The 16,128-nt window shown below is 39.5% G+C and carries 20 protein-coding genes and 1 tRNA gene; 11 read left to right on the top strand and 10 right to left on the bottom strand.

Annotation, left to right across the window (positions count from 1 at the left end; genetic code table 11):
- The first annotated feature begins 183 nt into the window (after positions 1-183).
- Positions 184-882 carry a CDP-diacylglycerol--serine O-phosphatidyltransferase gene (gene pssA / locus KIH23_RS03695; protein ID WP_213211319.1) on the top strand — a complete coding sequence of 233 codons (699 nt, stop codon included), beginning with the start codon at positions 184-186 and terminating at the stop codon, positions 880-882.
- A gap of 1 nt (position 883) precedes the next feature.
- On the opposite strand, the gene KIH23_RS03690 is transcribed toward pssA, so the two are convergent.
- The 5 genes from KIH23_RS03690 to KIH23_RS03670 are packed head-to-tail and all read right to left on the bottom strand — an operon-like array spanning position 884 to position 4,001.
- A complete protein-coding gene (locus KIH23_RS03690; RefSeq protein ID WP_213211318.1) occupies positions 884-1,096 on the bottom strand; it encodes a DUF5808 domain-containing protein in 213 nt (70 codons plus the stop codon).
- Between the two features lies 1 nt (position 1,097).
- On the bottom strand, positions 1,098-1,838 hold the full coding sequence (gene lptB / locus KIH23_RS03685; RefSeq protein WP_213211317.1) for an LPS export ABC transporter ATP-binding protein: 741 nt from the start codon (positions 1,836-1,838) through the stop codon (positions 1,098-1,100).
- A 42-nt stretch (positions 1,839-1,880) separates the two neighbouring features.
- Entirely contained in the window at positions 1,881-2,228 is a 348-nt protein-coding gene (locus tag KIH23_RS03680) for a carboxymuconolactone decarboxylase family protein (RefSeq protein WP_213211316.1), read from the bottom strand.
- Positions 2,221-3,036, bottom strand: a complete 816-nt coding sequence (gene tatC, locus KIH23_RS03675) for a twin-arginine translocase subunit TatC (RefSeq protein ID WP_213211315.1) — start codon at positions 3,034-3,036, stop codon at positions 2,221-2,223. The genes KIH23_RS03680 and tatC overlap by 8 nt, the downstream gene beginning before the upstream one ends.
- Positions 3,036-4,001: an SIS domain-containing protein gene (locus KIH23_RS03670; protein WP_213211314.1), complete on the bottom strand. Its 966-nt coding sequence runs from the start codon at positions 3,999-4,001 to the stop codon at positions 3,036-3,038. The genes tatC and KIH23_RS03670 overlap by 1 nt, the downstream gene beginning before the upstream one ends.
- Positions 4,002-4,088: 87 nt before the next feature.
- Between KIH23_RS03670 and KIH23_RS03665 the strand changes: the two genes are divergently transcribed.
- Positions 4,089-6,284 carry a RecQ family ATP-dependent DNA helicase gene (locus KIH23_RS03665; RefSeq protein WP_213211313.1) on the top strand — a complete coding sequence of 732 codons (2,196 nt, stop codon included), beginning with the start codon at positions 4,089-4,091 and terminating at the stop codon, positions 6,282-6,284.
- Positions 6,285-6,288: 4 nt separating this feature from the next.
- Here KIH23_RS03665 and KIH23_RS03660 read toward each other — a convergent pair whose 3' ends face one another.
- Positions 6,289-6,522, bottom strand: coding sequence for a hypothetical protein (locus KIH23_RS03660; protein ID WP_213211312.1), 234 nt, complete (start codon positions 6,520-6,522; stop codon positions 6,289-6,291).
- Between the two features lie 66 nt (positions 6,523-6,588).
- Between KIH23_RS03660 and KIH23_RS03655 the strand changes: the two genes are divergently transcribed.
- The 4 genes from KIH23_RS03655 (at position 6,589) to KIH23_RS03640 (ending at position 10,896) form a co-directional block, all read left to right on the top strand.
- Positions 6,589-8,118 (top strand): T9SS type A sorting domain-containing protein, encoded by a 1,530-nt coding sequence (locus KIH23_RS03655; protein WP_213211311.1) that lies wholly within the window; start codon positions 6,589-6,591, stop codon positions 8,116-8,118.
- 94 nt (positions 8,119-8,212) lie between these two features.
- A complete protein-coding gene (locus tag KIH23_RS03650; RefSeq protein ID WP_213211310.1) occupies positions 8,213-9,772 on the top strand; it encodes an NAD(P)/FAD-dependent oxidoreductase in 1,560 nt (519 codons plus the stop codon).
- A 141-nt stretch (positions 9,773-9,913) separates the two neighbouring features.
- Positions 9,914-10,396: a DUF1572 family protein gene (locus tag KIH23_RS03645; protein ID WP_213211309.1), complete on the top strand. Its 483-nt coding sequence runs from the start codon at positions 9,914-9,916 to the stop codon at positions 10,394-10,396.
- Positions 10,393-10,896 (top strand): GNAT family N-acetyltransferase, encoded by a 504-nt coding sequence (locus tag KIH23_RS03640; protein WP_213211308.1) that lies wholly within the window; start codon positions 10,393-10,395, stop codon positions 10,894-10,896. Before KIH23_RS03645 ends, KIH23_RS03640 begins: the two co-directional genes overlap by 4 nt.
- A gap of 110 nt (positions 10,897-11,006) precedes the next feature.
- On the opposite strand, the gene KIH23_RS03635 is transcribed toward KIH23_RS03640, so the two are convergent.
- The 3 genes from KIH23_RS03635 to msrB form a co-directional block, all read right to left on the bottom strand.
- Complete coding sequence (locus tag KIH23_RS03635; RefSeq protein WP_249684769.1) at positions 11,007-11,477, bottom strand: nuclear transport factor 2 family protein; 471 nt, start codon at positions 11,475-11,477, stop codon at positions 11,007-11,009.
- Between the two features lie 68 nt (positions 11,478-11,545).
- A complete protein-coding gene (gene msrA, locus KIH23_RS03630; RefSeq protein ID WP_213211307.1) occupies positions 11,546-12,169 on the bottom strand; it encodes a peptide-methionine (S)-S-oxide reductase MsrA in 624 nt (207 codons plus the stop codon).
- 1 nt (position 12,170) lies between these two features.
- Positions 12,171-12,716: a peptide-methionine (R)-S-oxide reductase MsrB gene (msrB, locus tag KIH23_RS03625; RefSeq protein WP_213211306.1), complete on the bottom strand. Its 546-nt coding sequence runs from the start codon at positions 12,714-12,716 to the stop codon at positions 12,171-12,173.
- A 216-nt stretch (positions 12,717-12,932) separates the two neighbouring features.
- Between msrB and idi the strand changes: the two genes are divergently transcribed.
- The 5 genes from idi (at position 12,933) to KIH23_RS03600 (ending at position 15,331) form a co-directional block, all read left to right on the top strand.
- Positions 12,933-13,460 (top strand): isopentenyl-diphosphate Delta-isomerase, encoded by a 528-nt coding sequence (gene idi / locus KIH23_RS03620; RefSeq protein WP_213211305.1) that lies wholly within the window; start codon positions 12,933-12,935, stop codon positions 13,458-13,460.
- 1 nt (position 13,461) lies between these two features.
- Complete coding sequence (locus KIH23_RS03615; protein ID WP_213211304.1) at positions 13,462-13,872, top strand: 6-carboxytetrahydropterin synthase; 411 nt, start codon at positions 13,462-13,464, stop codon at positions 13,870-13,872.
- 12 nt (positions 13,873-13,884) lie between these two features.
- Positions 13,885-14,847: a type I phosphomannose isomerase catalytic subunit gene (locus KIH23_RS03610; RefSeq protein ID WP_249684768.1), complete on the top strand. Its 963-nt coding sequence runs from the start codon at positions 13,885-13,887 to the stop codon at positions 14,845-14,847.
- 60 nt (positions 14,848-14,907) lie between these two features.
- Positions 14,908-15,177, top strand: a complete 270-nt coding sequence (locus KIH23_RS03605) for a hypothetical protein (protein WP_213211303.1) — start codon at positions 14,908-14,910, stop codon at positions 15,175-15,177.
- An 80-nt stretch (positions 15,178-15,257) separates the two neighbouring features.
- Positions 15,258-15,331, top strand: a tRNA-Thr gene (locus tag KIH23_RS03600).
- 38 nt (positions 15,332-15,369) lie between these two features.
- Here the strand turns inward: KIH23_RS03600 and KIH23_RS03595 are convergent.
- Entirely contained in the window at positions 15,370-16,080 is a 711-nt protein-coding gene (locus KIH23_RS03595) for a DUF4369 domain-containing protein (protein WP_213211302.1), read from the bottom strand.
- Positions 16,081-16,128: the final 48 nt, after the last annotated feature.

Genomic DNA, 16,128 nt, shown 5'->3' with positions numbered 1-16,128 from the left:
AACAAGTGAGTTCTTCAAAGCAATTGTTTTTTTGTAACTAAGTTTTGTCAAAAATAGATATTTTTATTGAGCTTTGCGGTGATTGATTTGAAATCAACCCAAAAAGCTAAGAGTGAAAACTGTTTTCAAAAACGCGTCAGACTTGAACTTATTGTATTATTTTTGCGATTCAAAATAAATTTCATGCACATTAAAAAACACATTCCCAATACGCTTACCTTGTTGAATTTGCTCAGCGGATGTTTAGCAGTAGTTTCGGTTGCAGAACATCAATTTGAAATGGCTTTTTTTTGGGTGTGTTTGGGGATTTTCTTTGATTTCTTTGACGGATTTTTCGCACGCTTGTTTCAAGTTTCCGGACCGCTCGGATTACAACTCGATTCACTGGCAGATATGGTGACTAGTGGTGTTGCGCCTGGTTATGTGTTGTACTCGATGTTTGAAATGACGCAAGGTTGTGATTACATGTCATACGCTGGTTTCATTATTACTTTGGGTGCGTGCTTTAGGTTGGCTAATTTTAACATTGATACACGTCAAACAGATTCATTCATTGGTTTACCTACACCGGCCAATGCCTTGTTTTTTATGAGTTTGCCGCTGATTCCCAAAACTTTATTGGTGATTGAATTGTTTAGCAATCCTTGGTTTTTGTTGGTGCTTTCGCTTTTAAGTGCTTATGTGATGAATGCCGAATTGCCGCTGTTTTCACTCAAAGTAAAAAACTTCAGCTTTACGAAATACAAACTGCAAATCTTCTTTTTGGCGCTTTCAGTTTTGATGTTGATTTTGTTGCAAGTTTCGGCTTTGCCACTCATCATCGTAACTTATGTTTTGCTTTCAGTAGTAGACAACAAATTTAAAATCACGCACAAAGCTTGATTTATTTTCGCTCTATCATGTAGACGATAAATCCGAAGAATAAAAATAAAATTAGTAAGAATCCGTAGGTTTTTGGATGCGCGAAGTTGAGCGTGATTCCGTAGACTGGATTGGGTTTTTCTACAAAAACGCGTGGATCATTTCTGTTGAAATAAAACATGCCCCATGCCCAATGAGCTGGGTTTTGTTCGGGTTTGTTTTCTGAAGGATTCACCTTAAAATTCTAATTTCTTTTTGCGCAATTCAAAGTTTTGTCCGAGATAAACGCGGCGAACCATTTCGTCTTCAACCAATTCTTCGGGCTTGCCGGCTTTGAGAATTCCGCCTTCAAACATCAAATAGGTTTTATCAGTAATGGCAAGTGTTTCTTGTACGTTGTGGTCGGTAATCAGAATGCCAATATTTTTGTTTTTGAGCTGGGCTACAATGCGCTGAATATCTTCAACCGCTACCGGATCAACACCCGCAAAAGGCTCGTCCAACAATATAAATTTTGGGTCTGTAGCCAAAGCGCGGGCAATTTCTGTACGACGACGCTCACCACCTGAAAGCAAATCACCGCGATTGGTTCGGATGTGTTGTAAGCTAAATTCGTCAATCAGTGATTCCATTTTGGCTTCTTGCTCGGCTTTGGACAAATTGGTGAGTTGCAAAACGCTCATGATGTTGTCTTCAATGCTGAGCTTTCTGAACACCGAAGCTTCTTGCGCCAAATAACCAATACCTTGCTGTGCGCGCTTATACATTGGGTAATCAGTAATTTCAAGCTGGTCAAGGAAGATTTTTCCGGAATTAGGTTTGACCAATCCGACAATCATGTAAAAAGAAGTAGTTTTTCCGGCTCCGTTGGGCCCTAGCAAACCGACAATTTCTCCTTGGTTTACTTCAACCGAAACACCTTTTACGACGCTTCTCCCTTTATAGGTTTTGACTAAATTTTCCGCTCTTAATTTCATCTGAAAATTACTGAGTTATTTTTTGCTGTACAAATAAACAAATTAATTCGATTGTTCGAGCGCTTCCCAAAATTCATAAGCTCTGCGCAAATGCGGAATCACAATGGTGCCGCCTACCAAAGTGGCAATGCTCATGGCTTCCATCATTTCAGTTTTATTCACGCCATTTTTGTAGGCTGTTTCCAAGTGATATTTGATGCAATCATCGCAGCGCAATACTGCTGAGGCCACTAATCCTAGCAATTCTTTCGTTTTGACATCAAGAGCACCTTCGCTGTAGGCGTTGGTATCGAGATTAAAAATGCGTTTGATGACTTTGTTGTCGTCTGCCAAGAGTTTTTCATTCATCTTAGCGCGGTAATCATTGAATTCTTGAACTAAATCAGCCATTTTCTTTGAGTTGTTTTTTGTGAACTAAAACGGAAATATAAATACTTGCCTCGTAAATAATCAACATCGGAATAGCCACAATCAATTGGCTCACTACATCCGGAGGTGTTACAATGGCGGCTACAATCAAGATGATGACTACAGCGTATTTCCAGTATTTGCGCAAAAAAGCCGGAGTTACAAGCCCGAGCTTGGTTAGGAAATAGATAATAATTGGAAGTTCAAAAAATAAGCCGCTGGCAATGAGCGAGGTTTTGACCATTCCGATATACGAATCTAAGGTAAAGTGATTTTGAACAATATCACTAACTTTAAAAGTAGCAAAGAAATTTACCGACATCGGAATCACCACAAAATAACCAAACAAAACTCCGAGAAAAAACAAGATTGATGCTACAAAAATGAAAAGGGCAGCGTTTTTTCGTTCTTTTTCATATAATGCAGGACTGATGAACCCCCAGAGCAACCACAATATATAAGGAAATGAAAGAATAAATCCGGCTACCAAACAAATCCAAACCAAAATGTTGACTTGGCCTTCCATATCAGTGTTTTGTATGATAAACGGCAAGCTTTCAACACAAATGCTGTCTTTAAATCCAACATAATGTGACAAATCGCAAAAAAAGCGATAGGTAACAAAACTGGTACGTGTTGGGCCAAATATAACCGAATCAAAAATAAAATCACTCACAAAAAAAACAACAGTAGCCATAATGATAATGGCTAGAGTTGCGCGAATGAGAATTTTTCGAAGCTCTTCAAGATGCTCCAAAAACGACATTTCTTTGAGTTCTTTTTTACTCATTAAACAATTCCTTCTTTTAAAATGTCATGTAAGTGTATGATGCCTTTGTATTGATTTTCGTCAACCACAACAACTTGTGTAATGGCGTTGTCTTCCATGAGGTTGAACGCATCAATAACCATAGCGTCTGCCTGAATCATTTTCGGGTTTTTGGTCATGATATCGCGGGCACACAAATCTGAAAAATGATCACGCTCATTGAGCATTCTTCGAATATCACCGTCGGTAATGATGCCTAGAATTTGATTGTTTTCAACCACCGTGGTTACGCCTAATCTTTTTTCTGAAATTTCCATAATGGCTTTTTTGATGGGCGCATCTGGCGAAACCATTGGTTTGAGTGCTTGATCAAGCATGTCACGCACACGTAAGAGCAATTTTTTACCCAAAGCGCCACCCGGATGAAAACGAGCAAAATCTTCGGCGCTGAAGTTTTTTAATTCCATCAAACAAACCGCAAGTGCATCGCCCAATACCAATTGAGCCGTTGTGCTGTTGGTAGGCGCAAGATTATTCGGGCAAGATTCGGCATCAACAGTAGCGTCTAAAACTAAATGAGCCGATTTTGCCAAAAAAGATGTTTTGTTACCTGTAATAGCAATGAGTTTGCTGCCGTATTCTTTTAAAAAAGGTACTAAGACTTTTATTTCAGGACTGTTACCGCTTTTTGAAATACAAATAACTACATCTTTTGAATCAATCATGCCTAAATCACCGTGAATGGCTTCGGCGGCGTGCATAAAAGCAGCCGGGGTTCCGGTTGAATTCATGGTGGCCACTATTTTTTGGGCGATGATAGCGCTTTTTCCGATGCCGGTAACAACCAATTTACCTTTACATTCGTAGATGGCTTCGACTGTTTGTGCAAAATCAGGGGTTAAATAATCAACCAATTTTCGGATGGATTCACTCTGTGAAAGAATCGCTGTTTTGGCTGTTTTTAGTATATTTTCGTGTGTTGTCAAAACAGAGTTTTATAAAATTTTGTACGAATAAAAAAAGTTGTACTTTTATGTGTCGCAAATTTATACAAATTACCATTAATAAAGAGCATGAATTCAAACGAAATTGACATACACAAAGAACTCAAAAAGTACTTTGGTTTCAATCAATTTAAAGGTTTACAAGAGCCTGTTATCAAAAGTATCCTAGCCAAGCAAAACACTTTTGTGATTATGCCTACCGGTGGTGGTAAATCGTTGTGCTACCAATTGCCAGCTTTGGTTCAAGAGGGGACAGCTATCGTGGTTTCTCCCTTGATTGCCTTGATGAAAAATCAGGTGGACGCTATCAGAGGTGTTTCAGCCGAAAATGGAGTTGCTCACGTTTTGAATTCATCACTTACTAAAACCGAAATCAATCAGGTTAAAAAAGACATCAGCAGCGGTATGACTAAATTGTTGTATGTTGCTCCTGAATCACTTACCAAAGAAGAATACGTTGCTTTTCTCAAATCAGTGCCTATTTCATTTGTAGCCATTGACGAAGCGCACTGTATTTCTGAGTGGGGACATGATTTTCGTCCGGAATACAGAAATCTCAGACATATTATTCGACAATTGGGGCAAATTCCAATTATTGGCTTAACGGCTACCGCAACACCTAAAGTTCAAGAAGATATTCTCAAAAACCTGGATATGACCGATGCTGTTACTTTTAAAGCATCGTTTAATCGTCCGAATTTATATTACGAAGTACGTCCGAAAAGCAAAAGTGTTGAGACGGATATTATTCGTTTTATCAAACAACAAAAAGGAAAATCAGGCATCATTTATTGTTTGAGTCGCAAAAAAGTTGAATCAATTGCCGAAGTTCTTCAAGTAAACGGAATCAGTGCGGTTCCGTATCACGCCGGATTAGATGCCAAAACACGAGCGAAACATCAAGATATGTTTTTGATGGAAGAAGTAGATGTTGTAGTGGCAACTATTGCTTTCGGAATGGGCATTGACAAACCCGATGTGCGTTTTGTAATTCACCACGATATTCCCAAATCGCTTGAAAGTTATTATCAAGAAACCGGTCGAGCCGGACGTGATGGGGGCGAAGGTCATTGTTTGGCCTATTACTCTTATAAAGATGTTGAGAAACTCGAGAAGTTTATGTCGGGCAAACCCGTAGCTGAGCAAGAAATTGGTTTTGCGCTGTTGCAAGAAGTGGTCGCCTATGCCGAAACTTCTATTTCTAGGCGCAAATTTTTATTGCATTATTTTGGGGAAGAATTTGACAGCGAAACCGGCGAAGGCGCTGATATGGATGACAATGTTCGCCACCCAAAAAACAAAAAAGAAGCCCAAGATCAAGTGGTCAAATTGCTTCAAGTAGTGCGTGATACCAAGCATTTATATAAATCTAAAGAAATTGTATTTACCTTGATTGGTCGCGTGAATGCCGTGATCAATGCGCATAAAACTGATACGCAGCATTTCTTCGGTTCAGGAAGTGATTTTGAAGAACGTCATTGGATGGCGCTCATTCGTCAAGTGTTGGTTGAAGGTCTTTTGAGCAAAGACATTGAAACCTATGGAATTTTAAAAATCACCGACAAAGGATTGGACTTTTTGCAAAACCCGCAATCGTTTATGATGACCGAAGACCACGATTACAATGATCTTGAAGACGAGTCAATTGTAGTGGCAGGTAAAGGCTCTGGTGCCGCCGATGAAGCACTGATGGACATGTTGCGCGATTTGCGCAAAAAAGTAGCCAAACGATTGGGAGTTCCGCCGTTTGTGGTTTTTCAGGATCCATCGCTTGAAGATATGGCTCTTAAATATCCAATCAATATTGATGAACTTACCAATACACATGGAGTAGGTGAGGGCAAAGCCAAAAAGTATGGAAAAGACTTCGTTGAGCTTATCAGTCGTTATGTTACTGAAAACGATATTATTCGTCCGGATGATTTAGTTGTACGTTCTACTGGAGCCAATTCGGCCAACAAGCTATATATTATTCAGAATATCGATCGCAAACTTCCGCTTGATGACATTGCTTCATCAAAAGGTTTGAGCATGGATGCTCTGCTCAAAGAAATGGAGCAAATTGTCTATTCAGGCACCAAACTCAACATTACTTATTGGGTTGATGAATTTCTGGATGAAGATCAGCAAGAAGAAATTCACGAGTATTTTATGGAATCTGAAACGGACCGAATTGAAGACGCTTTACGCGAATTTGACGGAGCGTATGATATTGACGAATTGCGTTTAATGCGTATTAAATTCATCAGTGAAGTGGCCAATTAAAAACTTAAGAATACACTTCGCCTCGATGTGGACGCAAAGCATCGCGTACTGAAATCATATCGGCTTCTTCAACAACCATATAGGCAATAGCGTGTAGTTCATTTTTAATTTCAAAACCGGTAATATTTATAGATAAATCTTCGGCTTTGATGTATTCTTTGAGGTGAATTTCATGGTGCTCGGCTGTTTTTTCAGCACCAATGCCTCTAAAATCCCAGATCAGTTTTATTTTTCGCATAAAGGCTTAATCTTTAGATAAATATTATACATTTGTTACTATTCAACAATAAAAATGTAAAAAGCTATGAAACAAAACTACATTCTTTTATTTGTTTTTTCTTTATTCTTTTTTAAAGGAAATGCACAATCAAATTATTCGGTAACACCTATACCGTTTCAACCATTTTCAGGAACACTGGCATCATTAACAACAATGGATGATTTATATTCAGAATCTATCCAGTTGCCTTTTAGTTTTGATTTTTACGGAGTTACATATTCTTCAGTACGCATCAGTACTAATGGTTATATCTATTTCGGAACTCCGGCAGGTAATAATTCACCTTGGCAAATTTCATATCCAATTCCCAATACAAGTTTTGCTGTAAAAAATTCAATTTTAGGATGTTACGAAGATTTATACAACAACACAGGTACAGGTTCATTAACCTACGGAAGTTACGGAACTGCACCATACAGAAAATTTGTTGTTTATTTTAACAATCAGCCTCACTTTAGCTGTGGTATCAATGCCATTAGTTCATTTCAAATGATTTTGAGCGAAACCACCAATGTAATCGACGTTCAATTAATACAAAGAGCATCTTGTACTTCATGGAACTCCGGAAATGGTGTTGTTGGTTTAATCAATCTTGACGGAACCCAAGCTATTACACCTCCGGGTAGAAATACCGGAAATTGGACGGCAACTCAAGAAGCTTGGCGTTTTTATCGTCCGGGCTATTTTGCCAATTATTCTTTTGTGCGTTGTGATGACGATACCGATGGTTTGCAAACTTTTGATTTATCGGTAGCTACTGCTGATATATTTGGCGATGCTCAAGTGCCTGTTGTTTTTTATCACTCATTAGCCGATGCGCAAACCGGAACTAATCCAATCGTTTCAAGTTCATATATCAATGTGTCTAATCCTGAAACCCTTTATGTGGCAGGAAACGGATTGATCAAAGCCGTCAACCTAAGCGTTATTGATTGTGCTGTTGATGCAGATAATGACGGAGTTTCTACAGACCTTGAAGATATCAATACCGACACTAATTTAGCCAATGACGATACTGATTTTGATGGCCTTCCGAATTACAATGACAATGATGACGATGGAGATTTGATTTTGACCAATGTTGAATATGTGTTCAACAGAAATCAAACAACTTCAAATCCAACTACAGTTTTAGATTCTGATTCAGACGGTATTCCGAATTATCTTGACAATGATGACGATGGCGACAGTGTGTTGACTTTCCTTGAAGATTATAACCATGATGGAAACCCGGCCAATGATGATACCAATGCTAACGGAACGCCAGACTTTTTAGAGAATGCTGTAGCGCTGGGTGTTCATGCAATTGCGGTTAGAGGTGAATCGGTTAAAGTATTCCCTAACCCGGCCACCACAGTTTTAAATATTCAAAACATGACTACTGATTCAATCAAGACTATTGATATTTATTCAGTCAATGGAACTCTGGTAAAATCAATCAAGCCAGCTGAATCATTAACAAGTATTTCAGTAGCCGATTTGCAAAGCGGTGTTTATTTTGTAAAAGTAAACATGAGTCAGCAGGTTGAAAATTACAAGTTTGTTAAAAATTAATACTTCAAATAAATAAATGAAAAGGTTTGGCGAAAGCTGAACCTTTTTTATTGATACATAATTCAATTGAGTATTTTTGCGCAAAAAGTTACCCATGCCACGCGAATTAAAACTACAGGCTTCACCAGAAATAGCTGCACATGAACAACAGCTACAGAAATATGTGGCTCAATTGCTACAAGTTTCGGTGCCAGAAATCCAAAAGGTAGTGGTGGTAAAACGTTCGATTGATGCGCGTCAGCGAGCCATAAAAATCAACCTTAAAGTTTTGGTTTTTTTTCAAGGCGAATCTGTTACCAGCGATGCTGTTTCCCTGCCCAATTATCCGAATGTGCAAAACGCGCGTGAAGTAATCGTAGTAGGTGCAGGCCCAGCCGGATTATTTGCGGCTCTACAACTCATCGAATTGGGATTAAAGCCCATCGTTATTGAGCGCGGAAAAGATGTACGCGGCCGTCGTCGTGACCTTAAAGCCATCAATCGCGATCATTTAGTAAACGAAGATTCCAATTATTGTTTTGGCGAAGGCGGCGCCGGAACCTATTCTGACGGAAAGCTCTATACGCGTTCTAAAAAGCGCGGTGATGTAAATCGAATTTTAGAATTACTCGTCGGATTTGGCGCTTCGCCCGATATTTTGGTCGATGCGCATCCGCATATTGGCACCAACAAATTGCCGCAGATTATTCAAGACATGCGCGAACAAATCATCGCCAGCGGTGGTGTGGTTTTGTTTGAAACACGCGTTGCCGATATCATGATTAAAAGTCAAAGTGTGCGCGGTGTCATAACACATGACGGAAAAACCATTGAGGCCGAACATATTATTTTAGCCACCGGACATTCGGCACGCGATATTTTTGAACTCTTGCACCGCAAACAAATTCTCATTGAGGCCAAACCTTTTGCTTTAGGCGTTCGCGCGGAACATCCGCAAAATCTGATTGACCAAATTCAGTACAGTTGTGCCCAGCGAGGTGAATATTTACCACCGGCTCCGTACAGTATTGTCAAGCAAGTCAACGGTCGCGGGATGTATTCGTTTTGTATGTGTCCGGGCGGTGTGATTGCGCCTTGTGCTACGAGCCCGGGCGAGGTGGTTACCAACGGATGGTCGCCATCTAAGCGCGATCAGGCTACGGCCAATTCAGGGATTGTGGTCGAGTTGAAGTTAGAAGATTTTAAGCCTTTTCAGAAATTTGGTCCGCTGGCCGGTATGGAATTTCAAAAAGAGATAGAGCAACGCGCTTGGCACATGGCTGGAAAAACTCAAAAAGTTCCGGCGCAGCGTATGGTTGATTTTACCCAACATAAATTATCAGCGGATATTCCGAAAACGTCTTATGTTCCGGGAACGACTTCGGTAGAACTCGGGCAAGTGTTTCCGGGCTTTTTAACCCAAATCATGCGACAAGGCTTTGCAGAATTTGGCAAAACCATGCGCGGTTATATGACCAACGAGGCTATTTTGCATGCGCCTGAATCGAGAACTTCATCGCCGGTGCGCATTCCGCGTGATGCTGAAACGTTGCAGCATGTAGCCATTAAAGGTTTGTATCCGTGTGGAGAAGGTGCCGGTTATGCGGGCGGCATTATTTCGGCAGCGATTGACGGCGAATGGTGCGCGCGCAAGATTGCCGCATTATACGCTTGATGCTACAGATACGGATTTGCGTGAGGGATAGCAGCGATATCTTTGTGAGGTACGAGCAAAATAAAGCGGAAAGCCCGACCCGTAGGGGCACGCCCAAGTTCAAATAACTGAAAACTTTTATAAATTGCTTAAAAAAAGTTTATGAATCAATCAACTCAATTGGCGCATCGATTTCGTGAGGTGATGCTCAGCGGAACTTGGATTGCCAACACCAATTATAGCCGTCAGTTGCAAGGTTTGGATGTAAAAACAGCAACTGCTCGCATGGCTGATTTGAATACAATTGCTGTTTTGGCGCAGCATATTCACTATTATATTGCCGGGATTAAGCAGGTTTTTTTGGGCGGTTCGCTCGAGATTAGAGACAAGTTTAGTTTTGATTTCCAGCCGATGGAATCTCAAGAGCAATGGGAAGCCTTTTTGGAAAAATTTTGGCGCGATTGCGAAGCATTTGCACAATTGGTGGAGCAAATGCCTGATGAACAATTAAATACTGCTTTTGTGGATGAAAAATACGGAACGTATCAGCGCAATATTGATGGAATGATTGAGCATGCGTATTATCATTTGGGGCAAATTTCACTGATTAAAAAACTACTTTCAAACGCAACTGTACACCCATGATTTTACGCACAGCCACGATTGACGAGGTTCCGCAAATATGGACGATTTTGCAACAAGCCATTGAACGCCGCCGTTTGGACGGTAGTGAGCAATGGCAAAACGGTTATCCGAACCCGCAAAGTATAGAACAAGATTTGGCTTTGGGCAACGCATATGTTTTGGTGGATAACGATGAAGTTTTGGCTTATGCGGCCATCATTTTTGATGTGGAACCGGCTTATGAAGTACTCGATACTTGGCTTACGAACGGCGATTATGTTGTGATTCACAGGGTAGCCACTTCAGATGCCGCGAAAGGCAAAGGCTTGGCCACAAAGCTTTTTGAAATGATTGAAGATTTGGCCATTTCTAAAGGCGTTTTGAGTATTAAAGTAGATACGAATTTTGACAATGCGCCGATGTTGCGCATCATGGACAGATTGGGTTATACTTATTGCGGTGAAGTTTATTTTCACGGTTCAGCGCGGAAGGCTTTTGAAAAGGTGTTGAAAGAAGTTTAGAAGTTTAAGAAAGTTTAAGAAAGTTTAAGAAAGTTTAAAAAGTTTAAGAAGTTTAGTTTGTGCACCCACAACCTGTTTCAGCCGGCAGGCAGGCCCACAACCCACAACTCTCAATGCAAACTCACCACTTTAGCAATGCGCCAAAGCTCGTTTTCTTTTTTCCAAACTATAATAAACTTGCTGGGTTTTGACTCGGCATTGGGTTCTTGGTTGTTGTAAAACCGATGAAAGCCTATTTCAACGGCGCCGTAGTTGTGAATTGGGTAGACTTCAATTAAGCCGGGAATCAATATGCGCGTTACTTTTCCGCAGATGTTTTTTCGGGTGGCTTCAAGAAGCTCTTTTTTTGAAGTCATGAGTCCGCCTTTGTCGTGAAAAAATTCGATGTCATCGGCATAAATAGCTTCTTGTTTTTTCATGTCACATTGGTTATAAGCATCGAAAAATGCTTGGTCCATTTGTTCGATTTGGCGCTGTAATTCTAGATCGATTGGAGCGTATTTTGGGATGGAATTGTCTTGTGCCCAAGCTGAAAAACCAATAAAAGCAAAGATGAGTAAAGCAAGCGTTTTATGTTTCATAATTCAAAATTTGTTGAATTGGTCAGCAAAACGCAAATTATGTAACAGCTGTTTGTGAATTCTAGAGCTTATTTTTGTTCGTGTTTTAGTTTGCTTTTAAACAACTTCTCAAACTTTTCAACTTTGGGTTTTACGACCAATTGACAATAAGGCTGATTCGGGTTTTTGGCAAAATAATCTTGGTGATAATTCTCAGCTTTGTAGAACTTTTTGATTGGTTCAATAGTCGTTACAATGGGTTTGTCAAACACTTTGGCTTTTTGTAATGCACCAATGATGTCTTGAGCTGCTTTTTTCTGTTGAGGGTTTTGATAAAAAATCACCGAACGATATTGGGTTCCATGATCAGCGCCTTGACGGTTGAGCGTTGTTGGATCATGTACGCTAAAGAACACTTTGAAAATTTCGTCGAGTGAAGTAACCTTCGGATCATAGGTGATTTGAACGCATTCGGCATGACCGGTTTGTCCTGAAGAAACTTCTTCATAACTTGGATTCACAGTAGTTCCGCCAGCAAAACCTGAAACGACACTTTGTACGCCGCGCAAATTTTCATACACAGCTTCTACGCACCAATAACAACCGCCACCTAAAGTAATGGTTTCGAGTTTGGCTTTTGTAGTGATAGAATTGGTTTTATTCTGGGCGAATAAACATCCGCAGATGAGCAGTAAAAAGAGATGTTTTTTCATGTTATTTTTGGGTGTCTGGTTCAAAATCAAGTGCGATGGAATTCATACAATAGCGTTTTCCGGTTGGCTCAGGCCCGTCGTCAAACAAATGACCGAGATGTCCGCCGCAGCGTCCGCACAATGCTTCTGTGCGCTGCATTCCGTATGAGTTATCAGATTTGAAAATGATACTGCTTTTGTCGGCTTGTTCAAAAAAACTAGGCCATCCACAACTGCTCTGAAATTTGGTATCTGATCGAAATAATTTACGGCCACAAGCTGCGCAATAATAAGTCCCTTTAACATCGGTTTGCCAATATTTACCGGTAAAAGCGCGTTCGGTTTCAGCTTGTCTGGAAACAGCATACAAATCTTCTGTTAATATTTTTTTCCAAATAGAATCGGCCAGCACTAACTTTTTTGTGTTCGTTCTTGAATAATAAGGGTTTTTTGAATGCTTTTCTGAAACAGTTTGCTTTGTCTGTGCAGTTTTACTTTGACTGCAAGCAACGCCCATAAAACCAAACAAAATGATCAATAAAAGCAAGAGATTCAATCGATTTTTCATAAGTTAAAGATTTATTTACTACAAATGTAACGCTGCATATACGAGTTGATTTGTCGGCTGGATGACATTCAAATTTTTTTACAAAAAACTTAACAAGTACAGCTAAATTAATTTACGCAGAAACAAGCGTCAATAAACGCCCGTTAAACTTATCACAATTTGTTTACTGGCCTCGAAGACTGTTGTTTTTTTGTATTTTTGAACCGATCCTTTCCTATGAACGAAGAACAAGTTATATTAGTGAATACAGACGATGAGCCTATTGGTCTCATGCCTAAACTTGAAGCACACCAAAAGGCGGTCTTGCATCGGGCTTTTTCGGTGTTTATCCTCAATGAAAAAAATGAAGTGATGTTGCAACAACGCGCACACCACAAGTATCATTCGCCGCTGCTTTGGACCAACACCTGTTGCAGTCATCAGCGTGCGGGCGAGACCAATATTGAAGCCGGAAAACGCCGTTTGCAAGAAGAAATGGGTTTTGTTACCGAACTCAAAGAATTGTTTCATTTTATCTATAAAGCGCCGTTTGACAATGGTTTGACCGAACATGAACTCGATCATGTGATGGTGGGTTATTATGAAAATGAGCCCGAAATTAATCCCGATGAAGTTGAAAGTTGGAAATGGATGCACATTGAAGAAATCCGTCAAGATTTGCAACAAAATCCAGATTTGTATACCGTTTGGTTTAAGATTATCTTTGACGAGTTTTATCATTATCTAGAAGCCCACACGCTATAAAATGAAAGTAACCGTTAGCAGAAAATCCCATTTTAATGCCGCACACAGACTATTTCGTCCCGATTGGTCGGATGAGCAAAACGAGCGCATTTTTGGCAAGTGCAACAACCCAAATTTTCACGGGCACAATTATGAACTTATTGCGAGTGTTACCGGTGAAATTGACCCTGAAACGGGTTATGTTATTGACATCAAGGAGCTTGCTGATTTGATTTATGAAGAAGTAGAACGACCTTTTGATCATAAAAATCTCAATCTAGATGTGCCTGAGTTTCAAGATTTGATTCCAACCGCTGAACACATTGCGGTGGTCATTTGGAAAAAAATAGCGCAACGACTCAAACCAGAGCTATCGCTTGAAATAACTTTATATGAAACTCCGCGCAACTTTGTCACTTATAAAGGCGAATAAAATTTAATATTGATGCAATTATACCCACTACAATTTACCCCGATTTTAAAAGAACGCATTTGGGGCGGAACCAAACTCAAAACTTATTTGAACAAGCCTATTACCTCAGATATAACTGGTGAAAGTTGGGAATTATCGGGTGTTTCGGGTGATGTAAGTATTGTAGCTAACGGAACATACAGGGGTGTCTCACTCAACGATTTGATTACTCAATTTCCCGATGAGTTGATGGGTAAAAAAGTACATGAGCAATTTGGTTTTGAGTTTCCGTTGTTGTTTAAATATTTAGATGCGCGTGAAGATTTATCCATTCAAGTGCATCCGAACGATGAATTGGCGCGAGCTCGACACAATTCATTCGGAAAAACTGAGATGTGGTATGTGATGCAAGCCGACCCTGAGTCTGAACTTATAGTTGGTTTTAAAAAAGATTCCAACGCAGTCGAATACCTAGAACATCTAAACAACAATACACTTACAGATTTACTCGATTATAAACCGGTGCAAAAAGGGGATGTGTTTTTCTTGCAAACCGGAACCGTTCATGCCATTGGTGCCGGAATGGTCATTGCCGAGATTCAGCAAACCTCTGATATTACCTATCGATTATACGATTTTGACCGAACCGATGCACAAGGCAACAAACGCGAATTGCATGTAGATTTGGCTTTGGATGCGATTAATTACCAAAGAACTGAAGCTGAAAGATTATATCGTCAGCAAGAAAATATAGCCAACAATATAGTTGATTGCCCCTATTTTACGACCAATTATATTCCATTGAATGGCGAAAAAAAAGTTGCACGTTCACTAGATTCTTTTGTTGTGTATATGTGTACCGAAGGAATTTTTGAACTCATTTTTAATGGGCAAACTTATTCATATCAAACCGGTGATACCATTTTAATTCCGGCAGCAATGAATCAATATCAATTGAGCGGTCAAGCGACTTTGCTTGAAATTTTTATCAGTTAGTTTTTTTAACCGATCAATTCGCTGTACTTTTGCGGCAAATTCTTAAAAGAAATACCTATTATGGCAAATGTTAGAAATTTAAAGAAAGATATCAATTTTGTTTTGGGCGATATCATTGAAGCAGTTTATTTATATGAACTTTCAACTACTGGTAAACCATCAGATGCGAGCAATGCAGTGATTGAAGAAGCTATTCGCGCTTTTGACAGTTTGATTGCCAAAGTAAATGCCAAAAACGTTGAGAACAAAAAAGCACACTTCAAACAAATCAATCAAGAACTTGAAGAAACTGCCAATCAATTGGTTGACAAAATCAACGCTTTACAATAGTTTGATTTGTTCTAAAAAATTGTGATTTTATTTTGCATAATTAAAATACACTTCTATATTTGCAATCGAAATCACCATTCGCCGGTGTAGCTCAGCTGGCTAGAGCAGCTGATTTGTAATCAGCAGGTCGTGGGTTCGAGTCCCTCCATCGGCTCAAAAAAACCACCTTTATCAGGTGGTTTTTTTATGGATTTAAGTTCCGCTTTTAACTCTGGCTTGGTACAATTCCATCATCTTTTTACCGTATAAAGATTTTTTTATTTTTTCAGGAAGCGATTTCTGAATTGTGTCTAAAAACTTGAGTCCGACATTGGGGATTTCTGTCAAAACTACATAAGGCGCGATTTCTCGATTTCTGTGGTTCAAAGCAAAATTAACTGCATATAAATAACGGCGTTTGAGTACCTCTTTTTGCGCCAAGCGAATACTGTCGAGCTGTAGCTGATTTTTGTTTTTGTAAGCTTTAAAGCCCAGTTGAATTAATGTAAGATCTTGATCAGTAAATCGGCTGTTGACAGCTTTGAATTCATCGTATATTTTTTGATTGGCTGAACCCGTAATTTTTCCCTCAGAAAAAGCATCGAGTGAAGTTTCAATCCTAATGTGGCCGGGCTCGGCAAAAAAAGGCAATTGATCATCTTTTGAATTTGTGGCGCCTCGGTCAAGAATGAGCTGAATCATTTCAGGTTCAAACAAATTTAATTGTGTCTGAAAATCCGAGTTTCCATCAATGTGAATTGTATCAATATTGACTAATGAGCTATCGGCAAATTTTTGTACATAGATGGTTCCTTTCTTAAGTCCGACTACTGTGCCGCTAAGTTGTAATGCTGAGTTGTTTTCGATTTTTTTGCAGGCGGACAAAAGTATTCCGCCAAGGCAAATAAGAGCCAATTTTTTCATGAAATAAATTTGAGCAAATAAATAAAAAAAATCCCCAAAACGTATTGT

The organism is Flavobacterium sp. CYK-55, assembly GCF_018413465.1.
Taxonomy (GTDB): Bacteria; Bacteroidota; Bacteroidia; order Flavobacteriales; family Flavobacteriaceae; genus Flavobacterium.
The sequence above is the reverse complement of the archived record's forward strand: the minus strand, read 5'-3'. Positions and strand labels throughout refer to the sequence as shown.